Source organism: Shewanella sp. SM32 (assembly GCF_025654235.1).
Classification (GTDB): Bacteria; Pseudomonadota; Gammaproteobacteria; order Enterobacterales; family Shewanellaceae; genus Shewanella; species Shewanella oncorhynchi.
Map to the genome: position 1 here is coordinate 110718 of NZ_JAKKRO010000001.1, position 14466 is coordinate 125183.

Sequence of the window (14466 nt, forward strand, 5' to 3'; positions counted from 1 at the left end):
CGCTTAAATATCTTCGATATAAAGTTGCTCACAAATTTCAGCCTTAATTAATATTTTGGTTACATCAGTATCAACTTTAGATTGACTTTTTAGGGCTAATTCCTTCTAATCCTTAACTTAATTTATTGCATCTAAAATTCAATTTTGAATTTTTAAAAAGTTAGGGATGACTATGAAGTCAAATTTGAAATCCATATCGCTCGCAGTTGCTGGCGTATTAGCGCTTAGCAGTTGTGCCATCACTCAATCTGTTGAAGATAATAAAGAAACTGTTATTGGTTGTGCTATTGGTACTGGTTTAGGTGTACTGATTGGGAATTATTTAGGTGGCAATGAAGGTATGCTTTATGGCGGTGCCGCTGGTGCTGCGATTGGTTGTACCGTTGGTTATGATTTTCAGCAAAAACGCGAAGCATTAGAACAGTTAGCGAAAACAGAAAATCTTGATATTCAATTTACTTCAATCAGCGCTTCAAAAGCATCAGATGAACAACAAAGTAGCTTACTGATCAGTTCAACCGAACAAACCATGTCGAAGGAAGATTCAGAAAAGTACGCTAATTATCAAGTTGTGGGTATGGCTGCGACAGTTTCGAGTAATAGTGAAGTGATGTTTGCTTCTGGAGCTTCAGAGGCGACGCCACAAGCTAAACAAAAATTTCAAAAACTCGCCGCTATCTATAAAGACTCTAAACAAAACATTTTGATTACAGGTCATACAGATGCCAGTGGTGCTGAATCGTTAAATCAAGAGCTTAGCGAAGCGAGAGCGCGTTATGTGGCAACCCTCTTTAATCAAGCTGGCATTCCGACTGAGCGATTATTCTTCCAAGGTGCAGGGGAGTCACAGCCTGTTGCAGCTAATAGTGATGACGCTGGCAAAGCAAAAAATCGTCGAGTAGAAATTATTGAAATTGACGGTAAACCGGATCAATTACTGGCTTATTCATACAAACAGAAGGCAAATTTGAGTTATTTATCCCGCCGATCGCAGGATAAAGTGGCAGCAGCCAAGCCTACTAATCAAGTGGAAAAGCAGCCTACAACTCAGCCAACTAAACCGAGCACTTCTCGCCTTGAACCAGCTCAAATACAAATGACGGAGTCGGAAATCGTCAAGTTACTTGAGCCAGTGAAACTGCAAAAAGCCTTGGTAGATTTTGGTGGTAAGAAAATGCTCGACCCATCGACAAACTTTACCCAGTTAGTGGGTGCTAAAAAAGAGAGCGGTTTTGCATTATTTAGCAAGGCGTATGCATCTGAAGTCTCTAGCCTAAATTGCGCCGTTGAGGGACCGAGAGTCACGGGGGACGTGAAGAGTTTAGCCACAGGTGAGAGCTATAATCGTAAGGATTACAACACAGCAGATTATTTACCGGGTATGAATGGTACTGCTTGGGGTTATAAAGTGAATGGCCATTATATTGGTTTGACCCCTGTTGCTGTGATTAAGGACAGTGGCACTGCTGTTTCTGCGCCTAAAGTGAATATTTGGAAGAATTACAAAGGTTCAAGTAAAGATGATCCAAATTATCAGCTTACGAGCCATGTAGAGACTTATTATGGTGATAAAGGCTTGTTATATCGTGTTTTTACAACGGAAAAAGACTCTCCTGTGCGCTGTATAGATGTGGTGATGCCAATCGATCGTTCAGCGACCGCGATTGCTGGCAAGTTGTACTACGAGAAGAATAAAACGGTTTATGAAGCCGATTTTGAACCCAAATTGTTATAAGCAATGTGCTTAGGAGCGGTAAATGGATTTTGTGTCTATGTTATTTAATGAGTATCGCACGTTAGTGTCGCTGTTACTTTCGTTGATGGTATTAGTGGTCATTATTACGGTTTGGTGGGATAAGGTCAGTTTCTGGTGGCTTAATACATGGTATGCCTTTCCGGTAATCGGTAAGGAGAGTCGCTTAGCGAAAGATTATGAAACCCAAGTTAAGATTTACGATAAGGATTGGTTGAATACTGAAGTCGCACTGTGTACTGATTTTGCCGCTCATTATGAGAAAGTGAATAAGGACGAGGAGCTTTTCAGTAAAAGCCAAGACTATTTAGGTAAAGTGACAGAAAATGGTCGTAACAACTTACATATTTTGGGGTGGATATTGATTGCCGCTTTAGTGTTTGTTGAAGCAATGGGATTTAGTTACGTTCTTTCAGGTTTCACGATTCCCGGAGCATCGGAAAAACTACAGCAGCAAGGTGCTGTGGGTATCGCCTTCATAATCTCGGTTTTACTGGTAGGTTTAACTCACTTTACTGGACATGAGCTGCATGCTAACTCGCTCATTAAAAAGGCCAAGGTCTGGTGGAAGAATGCTAAAAACCGCGACAAATCGACGCCAGAACTGGCACCTAATACTCGCATTAATTTAGATAAAACCTTTGAGGATGATAATGAGCCTCAATATAAGCAACTCATTAATCGGATCTCTACTAACGCAGAGGTTAAGCCCCGTTATTTCATCACCACGGTTACTGCTATTGCGATCCTAGTTATTGCAGTATTGGCAACCTATGTGCGTGGTCAAGTGCTTGAAAAAATGCACATTGATGAAGTCAATATTCAGCAAACGAGTGGATTGTATCAAGAACAAGACCCCTATGCTGAAGCACCTCCAGCACTCTTACTGGATGAGTCTAAAAGTGCAGGTGATAAAGCAAAGGATGACGTGTGGGATCGTGAACAGAAAGGCGGTTGGGGAACTTTTATTTTTCTTGCTTTCTTATTCATCCTATTACAGATTTTCGGTATTTTAATTGGTTTTAAAACCGGATTTGCTGGCAAACATTCTAAAGATGCGCGTAAAGAAATTGGCAACTTTAAAAGTGAGCGTGAGTTTAAGACGCATTATTCTCGTTTAAAGCAGCAAGTTGCGCGTGTAGCCCAGAAGCGCCTAACTAACTTGCAGCAAAGAATGAATCAAAAAGCCGAAACTAATTGCCAAGATCCTAAGGTGCTAGAGGTGTTAGAGGCCTGTGGTGAGCGTTCATTCCTGACGTATATGGAAGATTTAGGTAATGCCGAAAATCGATATGATCAATCGGTACGTTTACGTGAGCATCAAACATTAGCCAGCCATCAGGCGATGAAAAGTGCCGCTGTGGTGGCAACGTCTCATATTGTTGAGGTAGAAACTTCCGAAGCACCAGAGGCGATGGAAGCAAGATTGAAAGCCGAGCTTGTTGCTGAAGCGAATGCTAAAAAAGCTGCAGAGGCCGAAACGCCAGAACAAGCTGAACAACGTATTCGACAAGAGCTGCTTGCTGAAATAACTCAGCAAAAAAAGGTTGTTGAAACGGAAGAACAGATGCGCGATCGTTTACGCAAAGAGATACTTGGAGAGTTAAGTTCATGACAGGAATGACAAAGCTTGCTAAGTTGGTGGTTACTGGCTTGTTTGGCACTTTAGCTATTTCTATGTGTTTGCCTGCGATGGCCGCTGAGAGAAATGATATTAAAAGTTGCTACGAGTTTGCCAAAATTGATCCACTAACGGCAAAGACAGTTTCTGGCCGACATTTGTTTGTGGCGATCGATGGTACTTTTTCTCCGGACATAAATATTAAACAGTTAGTTCATGAGAAAGTGCATCTCTTCCTACAAGCTGGGGATAAAATTACTATCATTAGCTTTAGTGCTTATGTAAAAGATTTTTATACCGATGTTTTGTTTAGTGGCAGGCTGGATACTGATATTGCTGACAGGGATGACGTATCGAAGAAAAATCTAATGGCTTTTGATAATTGCATGAACAAGCAAGCTCAGTTCGTTAGAAGTAAAATTGATGCCCATATAAAACATGCTTTTAAACCTAATTATGTGGATTTGCCCAAAACTGAAATCCTCAGTAATTTATCTCAGGTTATTGCGCCGCAAGTGGCTGCCGATACCGAAGGACGCCGAGTATTGTTACTTGTGTCCGATATGGTTGAAAATTCAGATGTGACCAGCTTTTACAGTAAAAACACCTTAAAAGTTATCGAACCTGAGCAAGAAATGCTAAAAATACAAAAAGCGAATATGCTGAGTGATTTTAAGCAGGCAGATATTTACGTATTAGGTGCGGGTTGGGTTCCTGCTACATCAAAAGGATTTAGAGGCGGTCAAGTAATGTTGCCGTTGAAACAGTTTTGGCAACAGTATTTTGAGTCCTCCCATGCTGAACTTAAAGGTTTTGGCCAACCCGTATTAATGACGGATATGTAATGACTGAGATTTTAATTAAATTGTTACGTCATAGATAAGTACCGTTTTAGACTCTAATAAAAAAGCCAGACTCAGTCTGGCTTTTTTATTGTTATCGCGATGGCTAAAGATGCATAGCGATATTCTAAAGCAAGTTCAGTGTGCTTATTCTTCGCTATCACCCAGTGACAGTAACGTGGCGTTACCACCTATGGCGGTGATGTTGTTGGTGCGGGTCTTTTCAGTCACAAAACGGGTTAAGTAGTGTGGGCCACCGGCTTTAGGACCTGTGCCTGACAGGCCTTGACCACCGAAAGGCTGTACACCCACCACAGCGCCGATTTGGTTACGGTTAATGTAGACGTTACCCACATTCACTTTGTCGGCAACTTCAAGGGCATGGCCTTCGTTACGGCTGTGGATACCTAAGGTTAAGCCAAAGCCTGTGCTGTTGATCTCGTTGATCACTTGGCTCAGTTCGGCTGCCTTGTAGCGGATCACGTGCAGGATTGGGCCAAAGTGTTCTTTTTCGAGCACTTTGATTGAGTCGATTTCCACTGCTGTTGGCGACACGAAGTGACCGTTCTCAGTGCCAGCAGGCAGCGGCATTTGCTTGATAAGCTTACCGACTTGCTTGATATGATCGATATGCGCATCTAAGTTGGCTTTGGCGGTGGCGTCAATCACTGGGCCTACGTCGGTTTTGATTGAACTTGGGTTTCCAATCACCAATTCATCCATGGCGCCTTGCAGGACTTCGATCACGCGATCGGCGATGTCTTCTTGGAGGAATAGCACGCGCAGTGCGGAGCAGCGTTGGCCCGCGCTGGTGAATGATGATGAAACCACATCGTTAACCACTTGCTCGGGTTGAGAGGTTGAGTCCACTACCATGGCATTCTGACCGCCCGTTTCGGCGATTAATGGAATAATCGCGCCTTCGCGGTTGGCGAGTGTGCGGTTAATCAGTTTTGCTGTGCCAGTAGAACCGGTAAAGCACACGCCACCGATACGTTCATCGGCCGTAATTGCGCTACCGACAGTTGCACCAGTACCTGGTAAGAATTGCAGCACCTCGACAGGAATACCCGCTTGATGAGCGAGTTGCACCGCACGGTAACCAATAATCGAGGTTTGTTCCGCGGGTTTTGCGATGACTGTATTACCCGCCGCTAATGCCGCAGACACTTGACCGAGGAAGATGGCCAATGGGAAGTTCCATGGGCTGATACACACGAATACACCGCGGCCTTGGAGGAACAGTTCGTTCAGTTCACCCGTTGGGCCTGGAAGCAGTTCAGGTTTTGCCATCATCTTCTTGGCTTGTACTGCGTAGTAACGACAGAAATCAACGGCTTCACGTACTTCGTCGATACCGTCTTGAATGCTCTTGCCCGCTTCACGGGTGCACAGGGCGATCAATTCTTCGCGGTTTTCTTCTAATAAATCGGCCAATTTTTGCAGTGCAGAGGCACGGGTTTCCACTGGTGTGCGTGCCCAAGAGGTAAATGCTGCTTCAGCAGACGCGACGGCTGCTTCGATTGCAGCTTTGTCGGCGAAGGCGACTTGACCTACGGTTTGGGTAGTGTCGTATGGGCTAACAACAGTTTTATGTTCGCCAGTTAAGGTTTTACCGTTAACCAGAGGGCCCGCTTGCCATTGGGTATTTTTAAACTGTTCTAGTGCCGCGAAAAATGGCTCAGATTCGGAAATGATGTTCATATTGAGTCCCTTGGAATTTTTGCGTTCGCTACCGAAAATATCGGCAGGTAAAACGATTCTGTTGTTAGCCAGGGTTTTATAGCCCGTCAGCGTTGTTAGCGGATGCACCACTAATGACTCGATGGGGGTTTTAGGATCCACCAGTTTGTGGACGAACGAAGTATTCGCGCCGTTTTCCAGCAGACGACGGACTAAATAGGGCAGTAGATCTTTATGCGCACCGATAGGCGCATAAATACGTACCGCTTTAGCACCGGCTTCAGCCAAAATCGTGTCGTACAGCTCTTGTCCCATGCCGTGTAAGCGTTGGAACTCATGGTTACGATCGCCCGCCATATCGGAAATTGCCGCCACCGTTTGCGCATTGTGGCTAGCAAATTGTGGGTAGATAGCACCGCGAGTCGCATCCGATAACAAGTAACGGGCGCAGGCGAGGTAAGAAACGTCAGTACCGGCTTTGCGAGTGTAGAGTGGATAAGCGGCTTCGCCAGCTTGTTGCGCCCACTTAAGTTCGCTATCCCAATAGGCACCTTTTACCAGACGCACTGGGATTTCATCCCCTTGATTTTTTGCCAGACGCGTTAACCAAACCAGTACGGGCAGGGCACGCTTAGAGTAGGCTTGTACTACTATGCCGAGTAATCCCCAGCCTTTAGTTGCTTCAGAATTAAACAGTTTTTGGAACAGTTTTAGTGATAACTCGAGGCGATCGACTTCTTCGGCATCGATAGATATACCGATATTTAAGCCACGTGCCAGCTTAATCAGGCGAATCACTGTGTCGTACAGTTCAGTCAAGACGCGGTCTTCATTGGCCACTTCGTAACGTGGGTGCAATGCCGACAGCTTGATGGAGATTGTTGGCCGCGGTGATTCATTTTCGTTATAGCTTTGAGCACCGAGCTCAGTGATCGCATTGGCGTAATCGGTATAGTATTTCTCGGCATCTTTGCGAGTTAACGCCGCTTCGCCCAGCATGTCGTAGGAATGGGTATAACCTAACTTACGTTTATCTTCGCTGTTTTTTAGGGCTTCTTTCATGTTGCGGCCCAGTACGAACTGCTTACCCATGATCTTCATCGCTGCCATCATGGCTTGACGGATCACGGGTTCACCGAGGCGATTCACTAAGCGGCTCAGCAAGTTGCTTGGAGTACCATCGAGTTTTTTATCGAGTTTAACGATTTTACCTGTGAGCATTAAGCCCCAGGTCGATGCGTTAACCAGTACTGAGTCACTCTTGCTCATGTGCTCATCCCACTTAGCGCCTGAAAGCTTATCTTCAATCAGCGCATCGGCAGTGGCCGCATCGGGAATTCGCAGTAAAGCTTCGGCTAAACACATCAGGATAATGCCTTCCTGTGTTTCTAAGCTGTACTGTTGCAGGAAGGCATCTATGCCGACCATCAAGCCTTTTTTATCGAATTGACGAACCTTATTGACCAGTTCGTGGGCACGACGAGTGACGCGCTCTATGGCTTCATCACTGGAGGGCACTAGTTTGATCAGCTCTGACAAGTATTGTTCTTCATCGACAATGTAGTTGTCGCTGACTGCTTTGAACAGTTCGTCGAGATTGGCAGAATCGTAGCGGCCTGCCAGCACTTCACTCGCTTTGAACATAGTTATCGCTTCCATCTTGGCCGTTATTGGGGCGCTATTGTTGAAACAAATTGGGAGGCGCCAAACGCATTTGATATTTTGTATACAATATGAAGGTTTGCGCGCGCAGATTATACAACCAAAATGTGACGGACAACACTATAGCGTGAAAGATTGTGAAGCTTGTTTGATTAGCTTGTTAATAAGTCGATGTAACGCTTGATTGACAAAAAAGCCAGTGTTTGAAAACACTGGCTTTTGGAAGGTAAATTAAGACTTTTTGTGTGTCAGACTCACATCCAACGTTTTTTATTGCGACGTTGTGGTCTAGGTAAATACACTAAAATAATGCCTAGGATTAAGCCCATGCCTGCGATTAATCCACCTTGGCGCCAAAGTTCAAAACGCTCGTCTTGAGCTGTGCGATCTACCGCATTTTTCAGTTGATCACGTTCTTGAGTCGTTTTAGCTAGGTTGGTTTCTAACTCGCTTAGTTTAGCCTTTAATTCGAGCAGTTCGCCGGCATGATTATCTGTTGAACTTGATACTTCTGCTAACTTAGCTTTGGCCTGTGCGAGTTCAGTTGTTAACGCAGGGACTTGCTCACGGAAACTTTGAGTCGAACTGATCAAGTTGGTTTGTACCCAACCTTCACGGCCTTTATGGTCGATTATTTTGGAGTAATCACCTTGAGTTTCGTTGAGCAGTGTCACAGGTTGACCCGCTTCAATTGATCCAACAATTCGAAACTCAGTACCAGGGCCACCTAAAAGATACAGAAACACGTTATCCGAGATGTAGCGGGATTGGCCTTCGGCCAGCAGGTTGGAAGACAGCAAGATCATTCCTACCAGAGTCAGGAGTCTAAACACTTTTGTATTCTCATCAACGAAATAGTCTGCACATGCTAGGGATTTGAGGCCTGTAATGCAAGAGGGAAGTCATAGACTTCCCTCAACTTTACGGCATCCATGCTATGACCATTCCAATTTAATTCAATCTTTCCTACGACCTTCTAGTCCTAGGCGCTAATACTGCTTAATGTCAGCAACACATTTAGCGAGACTTCTTAATTAAAAATACCTTTAATCATATAGAAGAAGATGATTGATAGGCCAGCACCTGCTGGTAAGGTCACAACCCAAGATACGACTATATTACGTACCACACCAATGTTAATCGCTGCGATACCACGGGCCATACCTACACCTAATACCGCACCCACTAAGGTTTGTGTGGTAGAAATAGGTAAACCAGTGCTAGAAGCAATAACTACAGTCGTTGCCGCGGCTAATTCTGCCGCAAAACCACGACTTGGCGTCAAGTGAGTGATGTTTTTTCCGATAGTTTGCATAACGCGCTGACCAAAAATCGCCAGACCCATCACAATACCTACGGCACCCAAAGGTAAAATCCACCAGACTAGAGGTGATTTCGCTGCAATCTCACCACCGCTATTGACGACAGAAACAACCGCCGCTAATGGACCAATCGCATTTGCTACATCGTTTGAACCATGGGCAAAAGCCATACAACAAGCAGTCAAAACCATCAGGATCGCAAACACTTTTTCAACGTTTTTGAACTGGGTTTGACGATCTGCTTTATCACTCATTTGTAAGCGTGAAATGGCGATTTTACCTAAGATACCAACTACAGCAGCAATAGCACCTGCGAGTAGGTAAGACTCGGTAACTGAGAAATGCAGACCAACATGGGATAAGCCTTTCATAATCGTCATTAATGACATGATGAAACCAGCAAATGCCATATAGAAAGGTACGAAACGCTTAGCATTACTCAATGGATCGTCAGTGTTGAAAATGAGTTTTTGAGTGCTTTGGAAGAGGATGAATGCCATAAAGCCCGAAATAGCGGGGGTTACGATCCAAGAGCCTACAATCCCGCCTACTTTATCCCATGAGACTGAATCTGCACCAACACCCACGGCGGCGAAGCCAATAATGGCACCGACGATGGAGTGAGTCGTTGATACTGGCCAGCCAAGAGCCGATGCGACGACAAGCCAAATACCTGCTGCCAACAATGATCCTATCATGCCGTAAACCAGCAATTCAGGAGTTGCAGTGAAATAGCTAGAATCAATAATACCGCTACGAATTGTATTGGTAACTTCGCCCCCAGCTAAAAATGCACCGGAAAACTCAAAGATCATTGCGATAATAATCGCTTGTTTAATTGTAATTGCGTTTGAACCTACAGAGGTTCCCATCGCATTGGCGACGTCATTCGCCCCAATACCCCATGCCATGAGAAAACCAAATGCAGCCGCAATGGCAATAAGCCACGGGCCATTGGTGACTAAGACGTTAGCCACCTCAATACCTGCATCAACCATATTGATACCTTGATAACCTTAATTTGTTAAACGCGAGCCAGCATAAGCTCAAGACGCGAACCGACGCGTTCGGCAAGATCTGCAAGACCACCGACCCATTCAATCGTTTTGTAGAGGAACATCACATCGACAGGATTCAATTCAGATTCCATAGCGAATAACTGACGGCGTAACTGAATTTGTAGATCGTCAGTATCTTCTTCGATGATATCGAGTTCGTTGATCATTTTTGCCACTAAGTCGACTTCACGGCCACGGAAACCTGTTTCTAACAGATCTTCGAGTTCATTAATGACTTGTTTTGCTAGTGCTACCGCATCGATACAGCGTTGTAGATAAGCAATAAATGGGACTTGCATGACCTGAGGGATTAACAGCTGACGGCCGATAACACGACCGGAAATATCTTTGGCTTTGTTGGCTATCTTGTCTTGTTGAGTTAAAAGTTCCAATAAATCTGTACGTTCTACTGGCATAAATAAACCGCTTGGCAGAGTCAGACGGATTTCACGCTTCAGTGAATCTGCTTGCTTCTCGGCTAAACTAATTTGCTTACGTAATTGAACTGCACTGTCCCAGTTACCTGTGATAGTGGCTTCGAAAAAGGGGACGAGTAACGATGCGCAATCGTGTACTTTGTCCATGTGCTCTTGAAGAGGCTTAATTGGCGATTTTGCAAACACGCCCAAAATAGAGTTTACTGGCATTGCCGTTTACCTATTTAGATTGTTCCATTATTGGAAAAAGCGGGCGCATGTTAACCTATGCGTCCGCGTATTGAAACTGTGTTTTTTCAGAAAAAACGACAGGTTTATTCTAACGGGTTATATACCAACTGCAAAACCAAATCCTACGGGATTTTTATGACACATTTGTGACATTATGAACTAAAGATGACGCATCGATGAATATTTGATGACAAAGTGAGCGGTTACGCAATGAATGCTGAGATTGAATTAAAACTGTTTTTCCTGCCGATATATCAAGAATCCCTGATAAATAAGTTAGATAGTCTCGATAATGCCGTACCTCAAGGTCAACGTCGTTTGGCGAATGGTTACTTCGACACCCCTGACTTGCAATTACGTCAGTGGGACATGGGATTGCGGGTGCGCGGTTACGATGCGCACCGAGAGCAGACCATAAAAACCGCAGGACAAGTCGTGGGCGGCATTCATTCGCGGCCCGAATACAATGTGACTATCCAATCCGATAGCCCAGACTTAAGTCTATTTCCTACCAGCATTTGGCCCGTTGATGCCGATTTAGCGGCGACGCAAGCTCAGTTGACTTGTATATTTCACACCGATTTTTATCGTCGCGCTTGGCATGTTCAGATTGATAACAGCGTGGTCGAAGTGGCGTTAGACATAGGTGAAATCACCGCAAATGGCCAGCAAGAAGCCCTGTGTGAGCTCGAGTTTGAACTCCTCAGCGGCGATACTGAGGCGCTACTTAAGCTGGCGATGCAAGTGGCGAGCGTTGTGCCCGTGCGTTTAGGTAAGGCCAGTAAAGCGCAGCGGGGCTATCGATTGGCGGGCAAGGCTAAGCCGCTCGATTTAAAAGCATTGGAATTTCTGCCACTGGCCGAGTCACACGATTCTTCTTCACAGGATTTAAGTGCAAACTGCCAAATCCTGCTTGAAACCGCCCTTGAGCGTTGGCAATTATTAGAGAGCATGATCGCAGAGGAAAGCGACCCTGAAGCCTGTGTGGTACTATGGTGGCGGATGCGCGCCTGTATTCGTTTGCTGCGCATGACCCTAAATCAGTTCGAATTATTGAATGTGACACTGTCTAGCCAATTTATGCTGATTGAAAAGCAGCTCGATTTTATTGAGCAGGCACAGGCGTTGACCGCTTTGCTTGGTAGCCAAAGAGGCTTATTTGCTAAACTTGGCCAACACGCCCAAGTTAAAGTGCGACTTCTGGCGCAACTGACAGAGATTAATCTGACGGGACGCTTACTCTTCCTATGGCAACAGACCGAATATGGTCAATTACAGCTGGCTATTGTTGAACTGTTGCTAAAGATCAGTGCTGGTGAAGTGGACATCACCCATCAGCCTAGCTTACGCCAGCATGCCGATCGTGCTCAGCAAGCTTCTTGGATGGCGATAATTGAGGTCATGCCACTCAATAGCGTCATGACAGCGGCGAATTATCTACAAGTGGCCACAGTGTTGGATGCGAGCATTCTTGTGGGTCATGCCTACGGCAGTTTATATGAGGCGAAATCACGGGACGCATTTCGTGCACCTTGGCAAGATCTCGCGCTTGGGATTAAAACTTTGGCTTGTTATCGCGCCTTACAGGATGCGAGTCGGGAGTTAGATATCAATTTAGCTGAGTGGCTGGAAGACAAGCAGCAGAGTTTGTTGTTTGCTATGGAATCGACACGCCGTAACGCGATGCAACAGCAGGTCTACTGGTAGTATTACTTTTTATCGCTGATAAACGGAAAAGGCTCAATCTAAAATAGATTGAGCCTTTTCATTAGTCCGTTTTCGCAACAAAGTCAGCTATTTTTTGTTTCGATAACCTGCTTAAGTTCCGCAACTTGAGCCAGCATTTGCGCTTGATTTTGTTCTATTTTTTGTTGGTTCTCTTCCATTCTCGCTAAGGCTAATTCAAGCTCTGATTTGATTTCGGCTTTATGCGCATCTTGGCGTTCTTGGCGTTCAGATTCATCTGGCGCGACAAATACCGATGCCATATAACCTGAAATCACCCCAAAAAAACTCACACCGCTGACAATGACCACGCCACCTATGATGTGGCCTGCTGTGCTTACAGGATAATAATCGCCGTAGCCGACGGTAGAGATAGTGACTAATGCCCACCAAATCGCTTGCTCAGCGGTCTGGATATTGGCGCCTTCGGTGCCGCTTTCGACGATGAGCATAATGACGGAAGCTAATGTTAGAATCGTCACCATAGCAACCAGTAAACTGGCTAAGGTGGCTTGTTTACGTTGTTTTACCAGTGGGAGCAGCAGTGAGCGACTCATGCGGATCAGGCGTATTACCCGTAGGATTTGAAAAAGCCGTGCCATACGTAGGGCTTCAATCGCCGGAATACTGGCAATAAAATCAATCCAATGGTGTTTAATGAAAAAGCGTTTATCGCGAGCACGGATCAACCCAACAAAGAAGTTGATCATAAAAATCATGCAAATACTGGTATCGACAAAGAAGAGCAAGCGGTAGGTTTCGCTATCTAGGCGGCCGAAGGTCATGACAAGTACTATGATCACCGACAGCAAGGACAATAGCATCATCGCCATTTCGAATGGAGAAGGAGTGCCAAGGGTGCGAAGCGACCATGGGGTTTTATCTGTCATGCCAAACATGATCCCTGTTAAGTGCGGCGAATATCACTACTAAAGTAAAAGACTTTAGGCTGTGAGTAAATTGACTGAGTTAATATATCGATTAATCGCGCCAGCCAATGGTAAGAAGGGTTGGCGCTTGAGATCAGCGTTGATTTAGGTTTCATCAACAAAGTGGACTAAATCGTCGAGTACACGACGTTTAATTTCTAGCTGTGAATCGGCACTTAAACCATATTTCTCTGCCAGTTGCACATAGTCATCTGCATTGAGTGACACGGTAAGACGCGGACGCGTTGGCCGTTTCGATACGCTAAGACCTAAAATAGTGCGAATTTGATCAGAAGGGCTAACGCCTGCATCTAACGCGGCTTTACGTATAGAATATTGAAATTTTTCATCGAGATCGAAGGCAACCTGTGTTGCCTTAGCGGCTTGTTGGTTCTTTAACCATTGCTCGGGCAGAGGGTGTTTGGTTTTACTCATGGCGTATTACCTATTGCTATCAACCGTTTCTAGCGCTTATCTGTGAGATTGTATTGGGATTATTGATAAAGTGCGAGCACGCACTTTATCTTATTTTCGTGTTATTTCGCCGGCCAGTATTCCCGAATATCCGTTAGCGGGCGATATAGGGTCAAGACAACATCGGTATCACCCCCTTCGTAGACTTCCACTTCGACAGCGCAGCTTTCATTGTCATCAAGTAATAAATAGTACTCAAAGGGCTCACCTGTGGCGCCATTGGCATCCTGTGGCGGCTTTTGGCCACGATAATCCTGACGATGGAAATAGCCAAAAGCGGCAAAAGTCACTTGGTGGTATTGTTTTCCAAGCCATTGTTCAAGTTGTTCAGCTAAGTCGGCCGGTAATTCTTGCGTAGTTAACTCGGCATGACCCGGTTCCTCGAACAGGGCGCTGAATTGCTCGAGATCGAATAATTGCTCCACTTGGGCGCGGGAAACCTTAATCGAAAAGGCGAGATAGGTTTCGTCGTCTTCTTCAATGCTCAAAAAGAGAGTATCGCTACCATGTCCCTTGAGTAACCACTCGGAGTGTTGTTTACGTTCAGACTCGTAAGTATGTACGGCTTCGACTCTTAATTGTTGACCACGGAGTTGTGGTGGCAGGGCAAAACTATCATCAATTGAGATCATGTCGCCGACATTGAGCTGGGACGGGTGATTGAGCTCGCGCTGTGGCGGGGCTTTCTTACCAAAAATACTATTGAAAAATCCCATAGTGACTCCTGCT

Annotated in this window: 11 protein-coding genes; 4 read left to right on the top strand and 7 right to left on the bottom strand. The window is 45.1% G+C overall.

Going from position 1 to position 14466, the window contains the following annotated elements; all coding sequences use genetic code 11:
- The first annotated feature begins 172 nt into the window (after nt 1-172).
- From L5M10_RS00565 to L5M10_RS00575, 3 genes are read left to right on the top strand one after another with little or no spacing between them, the layout of a single operon-like run.
- Nucleotides 173-1735, top strand: a complete 1563-nt coding sequence (locus L5M10_RS00565) for an OmpA family protein (protein WP_263146494.1) — start codon at nt 173-175, stop codon at nt 1733-1735.
- A 22-nt stretch (nt 1736-1757) separates the two neighbouring features.
- The gene (locus tag L5M10_RS00570; protein ID WP_263142684.1) at nt 1758-3368 is read left to right on the top strand and encodes a hypothetical protein; all 1611 of its coding nucleotides are present in this window, start codon (nt 1758-1760) and stop codon (nt 3366-3368) included.
- Nucleotides 3365-4219 carry a hypothetical protein gene (locus L5M10_RS00575; RefSeq protein WP_263254668.1) on the top strand — a complete coding sequence of 285 codons (855 nt, stop codon included), beginning with the start codon at nt 3365-3367 and terminating at the stop codon, nt 4217-4219. The genes L5M10_RS00570 and L5M10_RS00575 overlap by 4 nt, the downstream gene beginning before the upstream one ends.
- Nucleotides 4220-4363: 144 nt before the next feature.
- Here the strand turns inward: L5M10_RS00575 and putA are convergent, their stop codons facing one another.
- From putA to L5M10_RS00595, 4 genes are all read right to left on the bottom strand, one after another.
- The gene (gene putA, locus L5M10_RS00580; RefSeq protein WP_263146490.1) at nt 4364-7558 is read right to left on the bottom strand and encodes a bifunctional proline dehydrogenase/L-glutamate gamma-semialdehyde dehydrogenase PutA; all 3195 of its coding nucleotides are present in this window, start codon (nt 7556-7558) and stop codon (nt 4364-4366) included.
- 257 nt (nt 7559-7815) lie between these two features.
- A complete protein-coding gene (locus tag L5M10_RS00585) occupies nt 7816-8367 on the bottom strand; it encodes a TIGR04211 family SH3 domain-containing protein (protein WP_105251551.1) in 552 nt (183 codons plus the stop codon).
- Nucleotides 8368-8591: 224 nt separating this feature from the next.
- The gene (locus tag L5M10_RS00590; protein WP_113939029.1) at nt 8592-9881 is read right to left on the bottom strand and encodes an inorganic phosphate transporter; all 1290 of its coding nucleotides are present in this window, start codon (nt 9879-9881) and stop codon (nt 8592-8594) included.
- A gap of 26 nt (nt 9882-9907) precedes the next feature.
- Entirely contained in the window at nt 9908-10588 is a 681-nt protein-coding gene (locus L5M10_RS00595) for a TIGR00153 family protein (protein ID WP_105251552.1), read from the bottom strand.
- Nucleotides 10589-10819: 231 nt separating this feature from the next.
- Between L5M10_RS00595 and L5M10_RS00600 the strand changes: the two genes are divergently transcribed.
- Entirely contained in the window at nt 10820-12316 is a 1497-nt protein-coding gene (locus tag L5M10_RS00600; RefSeq protein WP_263183028.1) for an inorganic triphosphatase, read from the top strand.
- An 83-nt stretch (nt 12317-12399) separates the two neighbouring features.
- Here L5M10_RS00600 and L5M10_RS00605 read toward each other — a convergent pair whose 3' ends face one another.
- The 3 genes from L5M10_RS00605 to L5M10_RS00615 form a co-directional block, all read right to left on the bottom strand.
- Nucleotides 12400-13224 carry an ion transporter gene (locus tag L5M10_RS00605; RefSeq protein ID WP_263254669.1) on the bottom strand — a complete coding sequence of 275 codons (825 nt, stop codon included), beginning with the start codon at nt 13222-13224 and terminating at the stop codon, nt 12400-12402.
- A gap of 144 nt (nt 13225-13368) precedes the next feature.
- Nucleotides 13369-13698 carry a hypothetical protein gene (locus L5M10_RS00610; RefSeq protein WP_028761837.1) on the bottom strand — a complete coding sequence of 110 codons (330 nt, stop codon included), beginning with the start codon at nt 13696-13698 and terminating at the stop codon, nt 13369-13371.
- A 101-nt stretch (nt 13699-13799) separates the two neighbouring features.
- On the bottom strand, nt 13800-14453 hold the full coding sequence (locus L5M10_RS00615; RefSeq protein WP_131524290.1) for a hypothetical protein: 654 nt from the start codon (nt 14451-14453) through the stop codon (nt 13800-13802).
- Between the last annotated feature and the right edge of the window lie 13 nt (nt 14454-14466).